General features: G+C 69.2%; 10 protein-coding genes, 1 tRNA gene and 1 rRNA gene. 11 read left to right on the top strand and 1 reads right to left on the bottom strand.

Annotation, left to right across the window (positions count from 1 at the left end):
- The 3 genes from rrf to ABZ396_RS15310 form a co-directional block, all read left to right on the top strand.
- Positions 1 to 95, top strand: a 5S ribosomal RNA gene (gene rrf, locus ABZ396_RS15300); the annotation flags it as partial.
- Between the two features lie 113 nt (positions 96 to 208).
- On the top strand, positions 209 to 871 hold the full coding sequence (locus tag ABZ396_RS15305) for a DegT/DnrJ/EryC1/StrS family aminotransferase (protein ID WP_358920221.1): 663 nt from the start codon (positions 209 to 211) through the stop codon (positions 869 to 871).
- A 76-nt stretch (positions 872 to 947) separates the two neighbouring features.
- A tRNA-Thr gene (locus tag ABZ396_RS15310) sits at positions 948 to 1023 on the top strand.
- 59 nt (positions 1024 to 1082) lie between these two features.
- Here ABZ396_RS15310 and ABZ396_RS15315 read toward each other — a convergent pair.
- Positions 1083 to 3839: a SpoIIE family protein phosphatase gene (locus ABZ396_RS15315; protein ID WP_358920074.1), complete on the bottom strand. Its 2757-nt coding sequence runs from the start codon at positions 3837 to 3839 to the stop codon at positions 1083 to 1085.
- A 411-nt stretch (positions 3840 to 4250) separates the two neighbouring features.
- On the opposite strand from ABZ396_RS15315, the gene ABZ396_RS15320 reads away from it, so the two are divergent.
- The 8 genes from ABZ396_RS15320 to ABZ396_RS15355 all read left to right on the top strand — a co-directional run bounded on the left by ABZ396_RS15320 (position 4251) and on the right by ABZ396_RS15355 (position 18074).
- The gene (locus tag ABZ396_RS15320; RefSeq protein WP_358920076.1) at positions 4251 to 9716 is read left to right on the top strand and encodes a HAMP domain-containing protein; all 5466 of its coding nucleotides are present in this window, start codon (positions 4251 to 4253) and stop codon (positions 9714 to 9716) included.
- A gap of 274 nt (positions 9717 to 9990) precedes the next feature.
- A complete protein-coding gene (locus tag ABZ396_RS15325) occupies positions 9991 to 10671 on the top strand; it encodes a response regulator (protein WP_358920078.1) in 681 nt (226 codons plus the stop codon).
- A gap of 124 nt (positions 10672 to 10795) precedes the next feature.
- Positions 10796 to 13531 carry a DNA translocase FtsK gene (locus ABZ396_RS15330; protein ID WP_358920080.1) on the top strand — a complete coding sequence of 912 codons (2736 nt, stop codon included), beginning with the start codon at positions 10796 to 10798 and terminating at the stop codon, positions 13529 to 13531.
- A 285-nt stretch (positions 13532 to 13816) separates the two neighbouring features.
- Entirely contained in the window at positions 13817 to 14659 is an 843-nt protein-coding gene (locus ABZ396_RS15335; RefSeq protein WP_358920082.1) for a RodZ domain-containing protein, read from the top strand.
- Between the two features lie 92 nt (positions 14660 to 14751).
- A complete protein-coding gene (rimO, locus tag ABZ396_RS15340) occupies positions 14752 to 16224 on the top strand; it encodes a 30S ribosomal protein S12 methylthiotransferase RimO (RefSeq protein ID WP_358920083.1) in 1473 nt (490 codons plus the stop codon).
- Positions 16221 to 17048 (top strand): CDP-diacylglycerol--glycerol-3-phosphate 3-phosphatidyltransferase, encoded by an 828-nt coding sequence (gene pgsA, locus ABZ396_RS15345; protein ID WP_358920085.1) that lies wholly within the window; start codon positions 16221 to 16223, stop codon positions 17046 to 17048. The genes rimO and pgsA overlap by 4 nt, the downstream gene beginning before the upstream one ends.
- Positions 17045 to 17590, top strand: a complete 546-nt coding sequence (locus ABZ396_RS15350) for a CinA family protein (protein ID WP_358920087.1) — start codon at positions 17045 to 17047, stop codon at positions 17588 to 17590. The genes pgsA and ABZ396_RS15350 overlap by 4 nt, the downstream gene beginning before the upstream one ends.
- Before the next feature lie 109 nt (positions 17591 to 17699).
- Entirely contained in the window at positions 17700 to 18074 is a 375-nt protein-coding gene (locus ABZ396_RS15355) for a helix-turn-helix transcriptional regulator (protein ID WP_358920089.1), read from the top strand.
- The last annotated feature ends 90 nt before the right edge of the window (positions 18075 to 18164 follow it).

The following is an 18164-nucleotide window of genomic DNA, read 5'->3' on the forward strand; positions in this document are numbered from 1 at the left end:
AAACGCCCGGTTACATTCCGAACCCGGAAGCTAAGCCTTACAGCGCCGATGGTACTGCAGGGGGGACCCTGTGGGAGAGTAGGACACCGCCGAACGATTATTGAAAGGGTTGGACCCGGAACTTCCGTTCCGGGTCCAACCCTTTTTTGATATGCGTAACTCAAAGTTCATGTTGCGCGCTGAGCATCCAAGCATGGGTACTGCTGCAATGCTCAGGGCCGCCGGTGTCGGAGTCGGTGACGAGGTCATCGTGTCGGCCTTCGGGAACGTGGAAGTCGCCGAGGCCGTGACACTCGCCGGTGCGCTTCCGGTGTTCGCCGACATAGATCCGGTGACCTACTGCCTCGACGTCCCGGCGGTGGAATCGGCGGTAACTGCCCGGTCCGCGGCCGTGGTTGTGGTCCATCGCTTTGGCCGGTGGGCCGACATCCGGCGGTTGCGGGAGCTCGGGCAGCGGCACGGGCTGCTGGTGCTGGAGCAGGGTGAGTCCGAGGCGCCGTACGACGAGATCGCGCAGCGGCGGCAGCGGGCGGCCTACCTCGATGCGAAGCTGCGCGGGGTGCGGACGCCGGACGGTGGTGACGGGCATACCTACCAGCAGTACGTCGTGCGGGTGCCGGGGAACGGCCGGCCCGACCGGGACGCCTTCGCACGGGCCCTGCGGGGCAAGGGGGTTGACTGCCGGGTGCCGGTGAAGACGCCCGTGCACCGGCTGCCGGAGTTCCGGCGCTGCGTCTCGCTGCCGGAAAGCGAGCTGGCCGCCGAGGAGACGCTGGCGCTGCCCGTGGACGCCTCGTTGACGAAGCGGGAGATGCAGCGGATCGTCTCGGCCTGCAACGCCCTCGGCGGACTGCTGCAGCCCGCCTTCTGAACGAGTTTGGGAACACGGGTCCGTTCAGGGTATGATCTCTTCCGTTGCCGCGGGGGAAACCTCAAAAAGGCAACAGGCCCCTATAGCTCAGTCGGTAGAGCGTCTCCATGGTAAGGAGAAGGTCAACGGTTCGATTCCGTTTGGGGGCTCCAGCGAAAAGTCCCGCCCGAAAGGGCGGGACTTTTTTGTGTCCTCTTCCGTCCCCCCGCCCTCAGTCCTGCTGAAGGCCGGGGACCCGCATCGCCAGAATCGCCATGTCGTCCGACGGAGCGTCCGACGCGAAGCGTTCCACCGCGCGCATGATGCGTGCGGCGACCGCGCCGGCCGTCAGGCCCGTGCAGGTCGTCAGGACGTCCGCGAGGCCGTCGTCGCCGAGCATGCGCGTGCCCTCCCGGCGTTCCGTCACGCCGTCCGTGACGCACAGGAGGACGTCACCAGGGTCGAGGTTGACCGTCTGCTCGTAAAGTTCCAGGTCCTCGATGACGCCGAGGAGCGGCTGCGGTTCGGCGGCGGCCTCCACCGTGCCGTCCTGGCGCAGGCGCAGCGGGAGCGGGTGGCCGGCGCAGACCACCTTCATCTCCGCGCTGCCGTCCTCCTGCGGACGCATCTCGCCGTACAGGAGGGTCAGGAAGCGGCTGCGGGAGCCCTCGTCCAGGATGGCCGAGTTGAGGCGCTCCAGGACCGCGGGGCCGCTGAGGCCTTCACGGGCCAGGAGGCGCAGTGCGTGCCGGGCGAGGCCCGTCACGGCGGCCGCGTTGGGACCCGTACCGCAGACGTCGCCGATGGCGAAGCCGTACGCGCCGTCGGAGATGGGGAAGACGTCGTAGAAGTCGCCGCCGACCTCGTTGCCCTCGCCGGCCGCGCGGTAGATGACCTCGACCTCGACGCCCTCGATGTGCGGGGTCCCCGGGGGCAGGAGGCTGCGCTGGAGAGCCTGGCTGATGGCCGTGCGCTCCGAGTACAGGCGGGCGTTGTCCAGGGCCAGAGCGGCCCGGCGGGACAGGTCCTCGGCGAGTTCCAGGATTTCCTGGCGGAAGTGGTCGTCGGCGGGCTTGCCCAGGGTGAGCATGCCGATGACGCGGTTGCGGGCGACCAGGGGGAGGACCACCGTCTCGCCGCCCACGGCCGAGGCCGTGGCGAGCGTCGGGCCGATGCCGGAGGAGAGCTGGCGGGTGGGGCCGCCGGTCAGGCCGAGGCTGCGCATGGAGGTGCGCAGGGCGGCCTGGTGGGCGTGTTCGCCGGGGACCGTCCAGACGCGGGCGCCCGGGGTGGGCACCGGGTCCGGCGAGGGTACCTTGGCGAGCAACGACTTGATGCCGTCGATGAGTTCCTCGTCCTCGTGCAGGACGTACGACAGGTACGGCTCGGAGGCCTGGTCGGCGATCGTGTAGACCGCGCACCAGGTGGCGAGGGTCGGGACCGTCATCTGTGCCATCAGGGCGAGGGTCTGGTCGCGGTCCAGGGTGCCGGCGAGCAGGTCGGAGGCCTCGACGAGGAAGCTGAGCGAGCCGCGGCGCAGCCGCTCCAGCTCGCCCAGGCGGGCCGACTCGACGGCCAGGGCGATGCGGTCGGCGGCGAACTGGAGGCGCAGCGCCTCCTCGTTGGAGTATCTGCCGGGGGCCTCCGCCGCGACGCCCAGGGAGCCCGTAAGACGGCCCTCGACCTTCAGCGGGACCGTGACGACCGAGCGCATGCCGGTGCCGCCCAGGAGGGGGACCGCGCCCGGAACGGCCGTCAGATCGTCGTGGACGGCCGGCATACGGGCCGAGCTGTAGCGGCCGGGGCCGGCTTCGACGGGCACGCGCGCGAAGCGCTGACGGGCGGAGGGCAGACCGGTGGAGGCACGGACCTCCAACTCGGTCTCGTCGTCGGTCGCGAGGAGCAGGAACGCGGAGTCGCCGTCGAGCATGTCGCGGGCGCGCTCGACCGTGCGCTGGAGGAGGCCGTCGAGGTCGTCCGGGGCCGGCGAGCCGATGAACACCTCGAAGGGGTCGCTGCTCTGGCCGTCGGGGGCGACGCCGGCGTCGGAGGCGGGATGGCGCAACGGGGTCTGGAGGACGGCGCGTTCGTGGTCGCGTACCAGCAGGCAGACGGTGGAGGGCTCACCGCCCGTGTCGCGGACCCTCAGGTGCGAGGCATAGACGGCAGTGACGCGGCCGTCGGCGCCGCGGATGCCGTAACTGCCCTCCCAGCGGGAGAGCTGGAGCGCCTCCGCGACGCCGGTGCCGGTGCCCGGGGTGTGCGGCCAGGCGGCGAGGTCGGTCAGCGGCCTGCCGGTGACCTCGGCGGCGGTGTGTCCGAAGAGTTCCTCTGCGTCCTCGTTCCAGGCCGTGACGGAGCCCTTGCGGTCGATCTGGACGACCGCGACCCGGACCCGGCCGTCGGCCAGGGGCAGCAGGTCGGCGGGGAGGGCCGGTCCGGCCGCGCGGGTGCCCACCGGGCGCTCGGGGAGGTCGAGCTGGAACCAGACATTCTTGTGCGTGGGCGTGTACTCGACACCCCAGCGAGCGGCGAGGGCCGCGCAGAGCTGGAGTCCGCGGCCGCCCTCGCGGTCGGGGCTGCCCATGTTGACGGCGGAGCCCTGGAGCGGGACCTCGCGTTCCGGGTAGCGGTCGCCGACCTCGATGCGCACCCCGTCGTCGGCGCGCAGGCACAGGACGTCGGCGTGGGTGCCCGCGTGCACGACCGCGTTGGTCACCAGTTCGCTGGTGAGGACCACGGCGTCGTCGATGACATCCGCGAAGCCCCAGCCCTGGAGCGTGTCCCGGACGAAGGCCCGGGCGGTCGCGACCGATCGCCCGACGGGCTCGAAGCTGGCGGCCGCGCGCGCGGTGATCACAGAACTCCTCGACCGGTTCTCGACATACGGGCTTCCCTGGCCGGCCGGCTCCTGCCGCTGATGCGGCATCCGCCCGCCCGTGGGCCGTGGCTCCGGGTTGTGTCCCCCGGGGATCACTCCGGTGGTCATGGTCTGCGGCCGCCCCTCCGAATGCCCGCTCGTGCTCGTGCCACCGCCCAGGCCGGACGAACCGGTGAGGCTGGACAGCCGGATGCAAGGTTACTTACCTTCGCCGTCCGAGCGGATGCCGGTCGCGGTGTTTACGCCCCCAAGGTGTGCGGACGATGTGCGAAGCTGCCGAACTGTTATGGCCTGGTTCTGCCGGGGTGAAACACTGGGCAAGCTTCCGATGAAGGTCCGGGCAGGCTGAATGCGTTCCGAGTACGGCGGGCAGCAGCCCCTGGTGTGGCCGGATCCGATCCGGCAGAACGACGCAGCAGTAACAGGTACGCCGAAGTAAGCGGTACGCCGACTATGGCGGTATCCGAGCACAGTGGTACGAGCACAGTGGTAACGGTCGACCCCTGCGGGAGGGACACAGTGGAGTCTGGCGCAGCGGCGCGGGGCACTAAGGCGCGTGCGAAAGGCGGACCGTCCCTGAGCAGGCAGCGGGGCGGTGACGGGACCACGGCGGTGGACACGGCTGCCCTGAACCGGCTGTTGGTGGCTCTCGTGGCGATGCGCGACGGGAACTTCCGGAAGCGGCTCACGGTGACCGGCGACGGCGTGATGTCGGAGATCGCGGCGGTCTTCAACGAGGTGGCCGACCGCAATCTCCACCTCACGGGTGAGCTGTCCCGGGTACGGCGTGTGGTCGGACGTGAGGGAAAACTCACGGAACGGCTGGAGACGGGCGCCTGCGAAGGCTCCTGGGCGGCCGCCGTGGACAACTCCAACGCCCTCGTCGACGACCTCGTACGGCCGGTCTCCGAGGTGAGCCGGGTCCTGACTGCGGTGGCCGAGGGCGACCTGTCGCCACGTATGGATCTGCGGTCGCCGTCGCCGTCGCCGGACGGGGCGGGACATCCGCTGCGGGGCGAGTTCCTGAAGGTCGGCAGGACCGTCAACAACCTGGTCGACCAGCTGTCGACGTTCACCGACGAGGTCACTCGCGTGGCCAGCGAGGTGGGTACCGAGGGCAAGCTGGGCGGGCAGGCCCGAGTGCGCGGTATGTCCGGTTCATGGCGGGACCTCACGGACTCGGTCAACACGATGGCGTACCGGCTGACGGCCCAGGTGCGGGACATCGCGCTGGTGACGACCGCGGTCGCCAAGGGTGATCTGTCCCGGAAGGTCACGGTTCAGGTCGCCGGCGAGATGCTTGAGCTGAAGGAAACCGTCAACACGATGGTGGACCAGCTGTCGGCCTTCTCCTCCGAGGTGACCCGGGTCGCCCGTGAGGTGGGTACGGACGGCATCCTGGGCGGCCAGGCTCATGTGCCCGGGGTCGCGGGTACGTGGAAGGAGCTCACCGACTCCGTCAACACCATGGCCGGCAATCTGACGGCCCAGGTGCGCGGGATCTCCGAGGTGACCACCGCGGTCGCCAACGGTGACCTGTCGCGCAAGGTGACCGTTCCGGCGCGCGGTGAGGTCGCCCAGCTCGCCGAGACGATCAACCAGATGACCGAGACGCTGCGGATCTTCGCGGACGAGGTCACGCGTGTGGCCAACGAGGTCGGTGCCGAGGGGCGGCTCGGCGGCCAGGCGAACGTGCCGGGCGCGGCGGGCACCTGGAAGGACCTGACGGACTCCGTCAACACGGTCTTCCGGAACCTCACCACCCAGGTACGGGACATCGCCGCGGTGACGACGGCGGTGGCCAACGGTGACCTGTCGCAGAAGGTCACCGTGGACGTGGCCGGCGAGATGCTGGAGCTGAAGAACACCGTCAACGGTATGGTTGACCAGCTGTCGTCGTTCGGTGCCGAGGTCACCCGCGTGGCCCGGGAGATCGGTGTCGAGGGTGAACTGGGCGGCCAGGCGCAGGTGGCCGGAGCCGCCGGTACCTGGAAGGACCTGACCGACTCCGTCAACACCGCGTTCCGCAACCTCACCGGCCAGGTGCGCAACATCGCCCAGGTGACGACGGCGGTGGCCAACGGTGACCTCTCCCAGAAGGTCACGGTCGACGTCTCCGGCGAGATGCTCCAGCTGAAGAACACCGTGAACACGATGGTGGACCAGCTGTCCAGCTTCGCCGACCAGGTCACGCGGATGGCCAGGGACGTGGGCACGGAGGGCCGGCTGGGCGGTCAGGCCCGCGTGGACGGCGTCTCGGGTACCTGGAAGGAACTCACGGACTCCGTCAACTTCATGGCCGGCAACCTCACCTCGCAGGTACGGCAGATCGCCCAGGTGACGACGGCGGTGGCGCGAGGAGACCTGTCCCAGAAGATCGACGTCGACGCCCGCGGCGAGATCCTTGAGCTGAAGAGCACGATCAACACGATGGTTGATCAACTCTCCGCCTTCGCCGACCAGGTCACCAAGGTGGCCCGTGAGGTGGGTACGGAGGGCCGCCTCGGCGGTCAGGCGCAGGTACCCGGTGTGGCCGGTGTGTGGCGCGACCTGACGGACTCGGTGAACGGCATGGCCGGCAACCTCACCGCCCAGGTGCGCAACATCGCCCAGGTGGCGACCGCGGTCGCCCGGGGTGACCTCTCCCAGAAGATCACCGTGGACGCGCGCGGGGAGATCCAGGAGCTGAAGAACACCCTGAACACGATGGTCGACCAGCTGTCGTCGTTCGCCCAGGAGGTCACGCGCGTCGCGCGCGAGGTGGGCACCGAGGGCATCCTCGGCGGCCAGGCCGAGGTGCAGGGAGTCGCGGGCACCTGGAAGGACCTCACCCAGTCCGTGAACTTCATGGCGAACAACCTGACCATCCAGGTGCGCAACATCGCCGAGGTCACGACGGCCGTTGCCAAGGGCGACCTGTCGAAGAAGATCACTGTTGACGCGAAGGGCGAGATCCTTGAGCTCGTCACGACGGTCAACACCATGGTTGATCAGCTGTCCAGCTTCGCCGAACAGGTGACCCGGGTGGCCCGCGAGGTGGGTACCGAGGGCATCCTGGGCGGGCAGGCGCACGTTCCGGGTGTCACGGGCATCTGGAAGGACCTCAGCAACAACGTGAACCTGATGGCCAACAACCTGACCATGCAGGTGCGGAACATCTCCCAGGTGTCGGCGGCGGTCGCCAACGGCGACCTGACCCGGCAGGTCACCATCGAGGCGCGCGGTGAGGTCGCCCAGCTCGCCGACACCATCAACACGATGGTCAAGACGCTGAGTTCGTTCGCCGACCAGGTCACCAAGGTGGCCCGTGAGGTGGGCACGGACGGCATCCTGGGCGGCCAGGCGCACGTACCGGGTGTGGCGGGTACGTGGAAGGACCTCACCGAGTCGGTGAACGGTATGGCGTCCAACCTGACCGGTCAGGTGCGCAACATCGCGATGGTCACCACGGCCATTGCCAAGGGTGACCTGACCAAGAAGATCGACATTGACGCCCGCGGCGAGATCCTTGAGCTGAAGACGACGATCAACACGATGGTCGACCAGCTGTCCAGCTTCGCCGAGGAGGTCACCCGGGTCGCCCGTGAGGTGGGCACCGAGGGGCAGTTGGGCGGTCAGGCACGCGTGCGTGACGTCGACGGCACCTGGCGGGACCTCACCGAGTCCGTGAACGAGATGGCCGGGAACCTGACCCGGCAGGTGCGTGCCATCGCGCGCGTGGCGACCGCGGTGACCCGCGGCGACCTGAACCTGAAGATCGACGTGGACGCCTCCGGCGAGATCCAGGAACTCCAGGACTACATCAACAAGATGATCGCCAACCTGCGCGACACCACGGTCGCCAACCAGGAGCAGGACTGGCTCAAGGGCAACCTGGCGCGTATCTCCGCGCTGATGCAGGGCCGCCGCGACCTGGCGGACGTGGCGTCGCTGATCATGAGCGAGCTGACGCCGGTGGTCACCGCGCAGCACGGCGCGTTCTTCCTGACGATGCCCCTGGTCGACGGCAAGGATCTGAGCGCCGAGACCGAGGACGCCTACGAGCTGCGCATGCAGGGGTCGTACGGCTACTCGATGGGCTCCATGCCGACGTCGTTCCGGCCCGGTGAGGCGCTGATCGGGACGGCCGCCAAGGAGAAGCGCACGATCCTGGTGGAGAAGGCGCCCAACGGCTATCTGAAGATCTCCTCCGGGCTCGGCGAGGCCCCGCCGGCGCAGGTGATCGCGCTTCCGGTGCTGTTCGAGGGCAATGTTCTGGGCGTGATCGAGCTGGCGTCCTTCACGCCGTTCACGCAGATCCAGAAGGACTTCCTCAACCAGATCGCCGAGATGATCGCGACCAGCGTCAACACCATCTCGGTCAACACCAAGACCGAGGTGCTGCTGAAGCAGTCGCAGGAGCTGACCGAGCAACTGCGGGAGCGGTCGGCGGAGTTGGAGAACCGGCAGAAGGCCCTCCAGGCGTCCAACGCGGAGCTGGAGGAGAAGGCCGAGCTGCTGGCCCGGCAGAACCGCGACATCGAGGTGAAGAACACCGAGATCGAGGAAGCCAGGCAGGTCCTGGAGGAGCGTGCCGAGCAACTCGCCGTCTCCATGCGCTACAAGAGCGAGTTCCTCGCCAACATGTCCCACGAGCTGCGCACCCCGCTCAACTCGCTGCTGATCCTGGCCAAGCTGCTCGCCGACAACCCCGAGGGCAACCTCTCCCCGAAGCAGGTGGAGTTCGCCGAGACCATCCACGGCGCCGGCTCCGACCTGCTCCAGCTGATCAACGACATCCTCGACCTGTCGAAGGTCGAGGCGGGCAAGATGGACGTCTCCCCGACGCGCATCGCACTGGTCCAGCTCGTGGACTACGTGGAGGCGACCTTCCGGCCGCTGACTGCGGAGAAGGGCCTCGACCTGTCGGTGCGGGTCTCTCCGGAGCTGCCCGCCACCCTGCACACGGACGAACAGCGGCTTCTGCAGGTGCTGCGGAACCTGCTGTCCAACGCGGTGAAGTTCACCGACTCCGGGTCGGTGGAGCTGGTGATCCGGCCGGCCGTCGGCGATGTGCCGGTGGGGATCAGGGAGCAGCTCCTGGAGGCCGGCTCGCTCAGCGATCCGGACGCGCCGCTGATCGCGTTCTCGGTGACCGATACCGGTATCGGCATCGCGGCCAGCAAGATGCGGGTCATCTTCGAGGCGTTCAAGCAGGCCGACGGCACGACCAGCCGCAAGTACGGCGGTACGGGCCTCGGTCTTTCGATCTCGCGGGAGATCGCGCAGCTGCTCGGCGGTGAGATCCACGCACAGAGCGAGCCGGGCCGCGGCTCGACGTTCACCCTGTATCTGCCGCTGCACCCCAGCGAACTGCCGCCGCAGGGCTACCAGCAGTCCGTGCCCGCCCTGGAGGCCGGGGACCTGGTCGCCTCCCAGAACCACGCCTCGGGGCTGTCCGGCACGGAGGTCGAGACGCCGGCCGAGGTGAGGTCGTACCAGGAGACCCAGAACGGTGCCGCCGCGCTCTTCCGGCGCCGGCGCCGGATCACTCCCCAGATGGCCGAGTCGTGGCCGGTGCTCGCCGAGCAGGAGGCCACGACCCCGGCGCCGCGCCGGGGCGTGCGGTTCGGCGGGGAGAAGGTGCTGATCGTCGACGACGACATCCGCAACGTCTTCGCGCTCACCAGCGTCCTGGAGCAGCACGGCCTGTCGGTGCTGTACGCCGAGAACGGCCGCGAGGGCATCGAGGTCCTGGAACAGCACGAAGATGTCACGGTCGTACTGATGGACATCATGATGCCCGAGATGGACGGCTATGCGACGACCACGGCGATCCGTCGGATGCCGCAGTTCGCCGGGCTGCCGATCGTCGCGCTGACCGCCAAGGCGATGAAGGGTGACCGGGAGAAGGCGATCGAGTCCGGCGCCTCCGACTACGTCACCAAGCCGGTCGACCCCGATCATCTTCTGGCGGTGATGGAGAAGTGGATGCGCGAGGAGTGACCGCAACGACCGGGCGTGATGTGAACGTTGCGGGAACCTTCCGTGTGCACGGGAAGTTGCTGACTCAGGGTGGTGGAACCCGTGTAGAAGTGCGGGATGGGGGGAACCTTCTGGTCCCCGGCTGCGTTTCTGCTACGTGCACAGTGACATCGCAGTGACAGGGTGTGGCGACAGGCGGGGTGCGGCTACCATGACCGGCACAAGGACGGGCGGCGAAAGGGAGTCGTCCCCTGGGGCGGCGCCCGGTGTACCGCCGGGGCGAGGAGGGCGGGCCATGGTGCAGAAGGCCAAGATCCTCCTGGTCGATGACCGGCCGGAGAATCTGCTGGCGCTGGAGGCCATTCTCTCTGCGCTCGATCAGACACTGGTGCGGGCATCGTCCGGGGAGGAAGCGCTCAAAGCACTGCTCACGGACGACTTCGCGGTCATTCTGCTGGACGTCCAGATGCCGGGCATGGACGGTTTCGAAACCGCGGCCCACATCAAGCGGCGGGAGCGGACCCGGGACATCCCGATCATCTTCCTCACCGCGATCAACCACGGCCCGCACCACACCTTCCGGGGCTACGCGGCGGGCGCGGTGGACTACATTTCCAAGCCCTTCGACCCGTGGGTGCTGCGCGCCAAGGTCTCGGTGTTCGTCGAGCTGTACATGAAGAACTGCCAGCTCCGTGAGCAGGCGGCGCTGCTTCGGCTCCAACTGGAGGGCGGCGGCAAGAACGCGGTCGCCGGCAAGGAGTCCGCGGGGCTGCTCGCCGAACTGTCCGCGCGGCTCGCGGCCGTCGAGGAGCAGGCCGAGGCGCTGTCCAAGCAGCTGGACGACGAGTCAGCGGACGCGGCGGCGGTGGCCACGGCGGCCCATCTGGAGCGCAAACTCACCGGCCTGCGCCGGGCGCTGGACGCCCTCGAACCGGGCACCGGCGGCGGCACTCCACCGCTTCCGTCGCAGAACTGACCGCGAAGGCGGCCACAGTTGCCCATGAGTGCGCGTCAGTTCCGTGTCCCGGTAAGGGCGACACGAACGGGTGAAGCAGTGGGCACGCGTGTCCCCTGTCGCATCCCCCGGTAACCTCACACCCATGGCCTCACGTCCCTCGGCAGCCAAGAAGCAGCCCCCGAAGAAGGCCGCTCCCTCGAAGGCTCCGGCGAAAAGGGCCGCCGCGAAGAAAGCCCCGGCCAAGAAGGCGCCCGCCAAGAGGACCGCGGCGAAGAAGTCCGCGCCGGCGCCCAGGCCGGCGCCCAGCCCCACCGGGGGCGTCTACCGCCTGGTGCGCGCCCTCTGGCTCGGCCTCGCGCACGCCGTCGGCGCCGTCTTCCGCGGCATAGGACAGGGAGCCAGGAACCTGGACCCGGCCCACCGCAAGGACGGCATCGCCCTGCTTCTGCTCGGCATCGCCCTGATCGTCGCCGCCGGCACCTGGGCCGACCTGCGTGGCCCGGTCGGCGACCTGGTGGAGATCCTGGTCACCGGCGCCTTCGGCCGCCTCGACCTGCTGGTGCCGATACTGCTCGCGGCGATCGCCGTACGGTTCATGCGCCACCCGGAGCAGCCGGAGGCCAACGGCCGGATCGTGATCGGCCTGTCCGCGCTCATCATCGGCGTGCTCGGCCAGGTCCACATCGCCTGCGGCTCACCCGCCCGCAGCGACGGCATGCAGGGCATAAGGGACGCCGGCGGCCTCATCGGCTGGGCGGCGGCGACCCCGCTGACGTACACCATGACCGACGTCCTCGCCGTACCGCTGCTCGCGTTGCTCACGATCTTCGGGTTGCTCGTCGTGACCGCGACCCCGGTGAACGCGATCCCGCAGCGGCTGCGCGTGCTCGGCATCCACCTCGGGCTGCTGCACGACCCCGAACCCGACGAGTACACCGACAACAACGGGGACGACGAGCGCTACGACGAGCAGTGGCGCGAGGCGCTGCCCGCGCGCTCCCGCAGGCGCTCCAGCGCCCCCCGGGACTACGACCCTGAGGGCGCCGAGCAGGACGCCCTCGCCAAGCGCCGTGGCCGCCCGCGGCGCTCCGCCGTGCCGCAGCCGGACATGGGCCGTCCGATGGACGCCGTGGACGTCGCCGCGGCCGCTGCCGCCGCGCTCGACGGCGCGGTCATGCACGGCATGCCGCCCTCGCCGCTCGTCGCCGACCTCACCCAGGGCGTCAGCGTCGGCGACCGCGAGGACACCGCGCCCACGCCCGTGCCGGCCCCGAGTCCGAGTCCGGTCCCGGCCGCGCGGCCCAAGCAGGAGAAGCTCAAGGTCGAACCGGTCGTCGCCGACCTGACCAAGCCGGCCCCCGAAAAGCCCCGCGACCTGCCCCCGCGCGCCGAGCAGCTCCAGCTCTCCGGAGACATCACCTACGCGCTGCCCTCCCTCGACCTGCTCACCCGGGGCGGGCCGGGCAAGGCGCGCAGCGAGGCCAACGACCGGGTCGTCGCCTCGCTCACCACCGTGTTCTCCGAGTTCAAGGTGGACGCGCGTGTCACCGGCTTCACCCGCGGTCCGACCGTCACCCGGTACGAGGTCGAGCTCGGGCCCGCCGTGAAGGTCGAGCGGATCACCGCGCTCACCAAGAACATCGCGTACGCCGTCGCCAGCCCCGACGTGCGGATCATCAGCCCGATCCCCGGCAAGTCCGCCGTCGGCATCGAGATCCCCAACACCGACCGGGAGATGGTCAACCTCGGTGACGTGCTGCGGCTCGCCGAGTCCGCAGAGGACGACGACCCGATGCTGGTCGCCTTCGGCAAGGACGTCGAGGGCGGCTACGTCATGCACTCGCTGGCGAAGATGCCGCACGTGCTCGTCGCGGGCGCCACCGGCTCCGGCAAGTCGTCCTGCATCAACTGCCTGATCACCTCGGTCATGATGCGAGCCACCCCGGAGGACGTACGGATGGTCCTGGTCGACCCCAAGCGGGTCGAGCTGACCGCCTACGAGGGCATCCCGCACCTGATCACGCCGATCATCACCAACCCGAAGCGGGCCGCCGAGGCGCTGCAGTGGGTCGTACGCGAGATGGACCTGCGCTACGACGACCTGGCCGCGTTCGGCTACCGGCACATCGACGACTTCAACGAGGCGGTGCGGACCGGCAAGCTGAAGACGCCCGAGGGCAGTGAGCGGGAACTGCAGCCCTACCCGTATCTGCTGGTGATCGTCGACGAGCTCGCCGACCTGATGATGGTCGCCCCCCGCGACGTCGAGGACGCGATCGTGCGGATCACGCAGCTCGCGCGGGCGGCCGGTATCCACCTGGTGCTCGCCACCCAGCGGCCTTCGGTCGACGTGGTCACCGGTCTGATCAAGGCGAACGTGCCCTCCCGGCTCGCCTTCGCCACCTCCTCGCTGGCCGACAGCCGCGTCATCCTCGACCAGCCCGGCGCCGAGAAGCTCATCGGCAAGGGTGACGGCCTCTTCCTGCCAATGGGGGCCAACAAGCCCACCCGTATGCAGGGCGCGTTCGTGACCGAAGCCGAGATCGCGGTGATCGTCCAGCACTGCAAGGACCAGATGGCGCCGGTCTTCCGGGACGACGTCACCGTGGGCAGCAAGCAGAAGAAGGAGATCGACGAGGACATCGGCGACGACCTCGACCTGCTGTGCCAGGCGGCGGAACTGGTCGTCTCCACTCAGTTCGGCTCCACCTCCATGCTCCAGCGCAAGCTACGGGTGGGCTTCGCCAAGGCCGGCCGGCTCATGGACCTCATGGAGTCGCGCGGCGTCGTCGGGCCGAGCGAGGGGTCCAAGGCGCGCGACGTTCTGGTGAAACCCGATGAGCTGGACGGAGTGCTCGCTGTGATCCGCGGGGGCTGAAGGGGTACATCTGCCTCAGGGCTGCGGGCGCCTGGAGACCGTGGGGAGTCACTGTCGTGATCCACCCGTTAGAGATCGTCGGGCAACCGTTTCCCTTTGACGAACGTCAAGTTGAGCGAGAGGAAAGGTGGGTACCCCACCCTGGGGCGCACGCCTGACCCGCCATCGAGATGCCCGGCCATACCGATGGCGTACAAAGTCCCACCGCCCGGTTGCCCCACCCTTTCGTACCCCCCCTAGACTGAACTTCCAGCACAGGTGGCTACACGCTCGAAAGGCGCCCCCGTGTCCATCGGCAGCAACTCCCCTGAAGACGAGCGTCCGTTCCCAGACGTGCCCGAGGAAAACCGCCCCTCCGTAGGCCGAGCCCTCAAGCAGGCCCGCATCGCCGCCGGGCTGACCGTCGACGACATCAGCGGGAGCACGCGGGTCCGCATCGCCATCGTGCACGCCATCGAAGCCGACGACTTCGCCCCCTGCGGCGGCGACGTCTACGCCCGCGGGCACATCCGGACCCTGGCCAAGGCCGTCGGCCTCGACCCCGAGCCGCTGCTGGCGCAGTTCGCGGCCGAGCACGGTGGTGGGCGGCCCGCGCCGACGCCCGCCGCTCCGCTGTTCGAGGCGGAACGTATCCGCCCCGAGCGCCGAGGACCCAACTGGACGGCGGCCATGGTCGCCGCGATCGTCGTCGTGATCGGTTTCGTCGGCTTCACCGCCTTCAAGGGCGGCAACGGCGACGACGCCAAGCAGTCGGTCGCCGGGGGAGCCACCCCGACGACCAAGAAGTCGGCCTCGCCGACCCCCAAGGAAAGCAAGCCCGACAACACCCCCCAGCCCTCCGACAGCGCGATTGCCGCCGCCCCCCAGGACAAGGTCACCGTCCAGGTCGGCGCGGTAGGCGGACGCAGCTGGATCTCGGCCAAGGACCACAACGGCCGGATGCTGTTCGACGGGCTTCTGAAGAAGGGCGACTCCAAGACCTTCCAGGACAGTTCCAAGATCAACCTGATCCTCGGTGACGCCGGAGCCATCCAGCTCTACGTCAACGGCAAGAAGATCGAGGACCAGTTCCGGCCCGGAGCCGTGGAGCGCCTGACCTACACCAAGGGCGACCCGGCAGTCGGATAACCGTTCGGAGCGGGCACGTACACAAGGGGTTGGCCATGATCGGCCAGCCCCTTCGACGTGGGCTGTCGGTGAGACGAAGTAGTCTTGAGCCCATGCCTGAACGCCGTACCGTCGCACTAGTCACTCTCGGCTGCGCCCGTAACGAGGTGGACTCGGAGGAGCTCGCAGGCCGTTTGGAGACGGACGGCTGGCAGCTCGTCGAGGACGCCGGGGACGCCGATGTCGCCGTGGTCAACACCTGTGGTTTCGTAGAGGCCGCCAAGAAGGACTCCGTCGACGCCCTCCTTGAGGCCAACGACCTCAAGGGCCACGGCAGAACCCAGGCCGTCGTGGCGGTGGGCTGCATGGCCGAGCGGTACGGCAAGGAACTCGCCGAGGCGCTGCCCGAAGCGGACGGCGTACTCGGCTTCGACGACTACGCCGACATCTCCGACCGGCTGCAGACCATCCTCAACGGCGGCATCCACGCCTCGCACACCCCGCGCGACCGGCGCAAGCTGCTGCCCATCAGCCCGGCCGAGCGACAGGAGTCGGCCGTGTCGGTGGCCCTGCCGGGGCACGGTCCTGCCGACCTCCCGGAGGGCGTCGCGCCCGCCTCCGGCCCACGTGCGCCCCTGCGCCGTCGGCTGGACGGCTCCCCGGTCGCCTCGGTCAAGCTCGCCTCCGGCTGCGACCGGCGCTGCTCCTTCTGCGCCATCCCCTCCTTCCGCGGCTCCTTCATCTCACGCCGCCCGAGCGATGTGCTGAACGAGACCCGGTGGCTGGCCGAACAGGGCGTTAAGGAGATCATGCTGGTCTCCGAGAACAACACCTCCTACGGCAAGGACCTGGGCGACATCCGCCTCCTGGAGTCCCTGCTGCCGGAGCTGGCCGAGGTCGACGGCATCGAGCGGGTGCGCGTCAGCTACCTCCAGCCGGCCGAGATGCGCCCCGGCCTGATCGACGTACTGACCTCCACGCCGAAGGTCGTCCCGTACTTCGACCTGTCCTTCCAGCACTCAGCCCCGGGCGTGCTGCGGGCCATGCGCCGCTTCGGCGACACCGACCGCTTCCTGGAACTGCTCGACACCATCCGGGGCAAGGCCCCGCAGGCCGGCGTCCGCTCCAACTTCATCGTCGGCTTCCCCGGCGAGTCCCAGTCCGACCTGGCCGAGCTGGAGCGCTTCCTGAACGGCGCGCGGCTCGACGCGATCGGCGTCTTCGGGTACTCGGACGAGGAGGGCACCGAGGCGGCGACGTACGACAACAAGCTCGACGAGGACGTCGTCGCCGAGCGGCTCGCGCGGGTTTCCCGGCTCGCCGAGGAACTCGTCTCGCAGCGGGCCGAGGAGCGCCTCGGTGAGACCGTGCACGTCCTCGTGGAGTCCGTCGACGGCGAGGACGGCGCCTACGGCCGTGCGGCCCACCAGGCGCCGGAGACGGACGGGCAGGTGCTGCTCACCAGCGGCGAAGGGCTGCGGGCCGGTCGTATCGTCGAGGCGAAGGTGGTCGGTACCGAGGGTGTCGACCTGGTGGCCGAGCCGCTGCAGGGCTCGCCCGCGTGGAGTGAGGAGGCCGGCAGATGACCGGAGTCCCGGCGTCCGCCGCGGGCGGCTCCTCCGGCGCACAGGGCGCCCCGGGCTCCGCCGCCACCACCTCCGGTGCCGGTGCCGCTCAGGACGTCTCCGGTCCGCAGCACGCTGGTACTGAGAGCGTCGGCGCCGGGGGCTGCGGTGCCGGGAGTTTCGATGCCGGGAGTTCCGGCTCCCGTGACGCTGAGAGGCCCGTGCGCGGCGGGAAGATCGCCGCTGCCGCCGTCAACCAGGCCAGCGTGTGGAACGTCGCCAACCTGCTGACCATGCTCCGGCTGCTCCTGGTCCCCGGCTTCGTCGCTCTGATGCTGGCCGGCGGCGGATACGACCCGGCCTGGCGCTCGCTCGCCTGGGCCGCCTTCGCCGTCGCCATGATCACCGACCTGTTCGACGGGCATCTGGCGCGCACCTACGACCTGGTCACCGACTTCGGGAAGATCGCCGACCCCATCGCCGACAAGGCGATCATGGGGGCGGCGCTGATCTGTCTGTCCTCGCTCGGCGATCTGCCCTGGTGGGTGACGGTCGTGATCCTCGGCCGGGAACTCGGGATCACCCTGCTGCGTTTCCTGGTCATCCGCTACGGCGTTATCCCGGCCAGTCGCGGCGGCAAGCTCAAGACCCTCACCCAGGGCGTGGCCGTGGGGATGTACGTGCTGGCACTGACGGGATGGCTGGCGACGCTGAGGTTCTGGGTGATGGCCGCGGCCGTCGTTCTCACCGTGGTGACGGGCCTCGACTATGTGAGACAGGCCATTGTGCTGCGGCGGCAGGGAATCGCCGAGCGCGCAGCAGCGTTGGAGGAAACGGAAGCGTGAGTTCTACCGCCGTCGAACTGGTGCGACTACTGACGGTGAGGGGTCAGACCCTGGCTGTCGCCGAGTCGCTGACCGGCGGCCTGGTGGCGGCGGAGATCACAGCCGTCCCGGGGGCGTCCAAGGCGTTCCGGGGTTCGGTCACCGCCTACGCCACCGAACTCAAGCACGACCTGCTGGGCGTCGACGCCACCCTGCTGGCTCAGCGTGGCGCGGTGGATCCGCAGGTCGCGGCCCAGATGGCGGCCGGAGTGCGGAAGGCACTGGGCGCCGACTGGGGTCTCGCGACCACCGGAGTCGCCGGCCCGGAACCCCAGGACGGCCGGCCGGTCGGCACGGTTTTCGTGGCCGTCGACGGCCCCCTCGATGCCGGTTCAGGTTCTGCCGCGGGCGGAAAAGTGGAGGCCCTGCGGTTGAACGGCGACCGTGCGGAAATTCGTAGAGAGAGTGTACGGAGCGTACTCGCACTGCTTCTGAGGGCGCTTGCGAGCGAACAGACCGGGAATGAGCGGACACAGGATACGGAACAGAACGGGGGGTTTTGATGTTTGCAGCCCTGAGTGAACACGACATCGCTCCCCGCACGGCCGCGGCGCGAGGCGGTACGGTGGGGCGTGAAGGATGCGGCTACGCGGTCCGAGGAGGGAGCCACCGATGATTCTGCTCCGTCGCCTGCTGGGTGACGTGCTGCGTCGGCAGCGCCAGCGCCAGGGCCGTACTCTGCGCGAAGTCTCCTCGTCCGCCCGAGTCTCACTCGGCTATCTCTCCGAGGTGGAGCGGGGGCAGAAGGAGGCTTCCTCCGAGCTGCTCTCCGCCATCTGCGACGCGCTGGACGTACGGATGTCCGAGCTCATGCGGGAAGTGAGCGACGAACTTGCCCTCGCTGAGCTGGCCCAGTCCGCTCAGGCCACCGAGTCCGTGCCCACGACGGTTCGCCCGAGGTTGGGTACCGTCTCGGTGACCGGTGTGCCACCGGAACGGGTGACCATCAAGGCGCCCGCCGAGGCAGTGGACGTGGTCGCCGCGTGACGCCTGTGCGGGCGTAGAACGACGCGGCGCCGACCCGGCGTCGAAGAATGTGTGCGAAGCCCCGGCCGGGCTTCTCCAGGCAGACCTGGG

The organism is Streptomyces sp. NPDC005866 (genome assembly GCF_040629895.1).
GTDB lineage: Bacteria > Actinomycetota > Actinomycetes > Streptomycetales > Streptomycetaceae > Streptomyces.

Bases quoted from the DNA above. Each gene is read 5' to 3' on its own strand.
- ABZ396_RS15305 (WP_358920221.1), top strand. From the start codon at position 209: ATGCTCAGGGCCGCCGGTGTCGGAGTCGGTGACGAGGTCATCGTGTCG.
- ABZ396_RS15315 (WP_358920074.1), bottom strand. From the start codon at position 3,839: ATGACCACCGGAGTGATCCCCGGGGGACACAACCCGGAGCCACGGCCC.
- ABZ396_RS15325 (WP_358920078.1), top strand. From the start codon at position 9,991: ATGGTGCAGAAGGCCAAGATCCTCCTGGTCGATGACCGGCCGGAGAAT.
- ABZ396_RS15330 (WP_358920080.1), top strand. From the start codon at position 10,796: ATGGCCTCACGTCCCTCGGCAGCCAAGAAGCAGCCCCCGAAGAAGGCC.
- rimO (WP_358920083.1), top strand. From the start codon at position 14,752: ATGCCTGAACGCCGTACCGTCGCACTAGTCACTCTCGGCTGCGCCCGT.
- pgsA (WP_358920085.1), top strand. From the start codon at position 16,221: ATGACCGGAGTCCCGGCGTCCGCCGCGGGCGGCTCCTCCGGCGCACAG.
- ABZ396_RS15355 (WP_358920089.1), top strand. From the start codon at position 17,700: ATGATTCTGCTCCGTCGCCTGCTGGGTGACGTGCTGCGTCGGCAGCGC.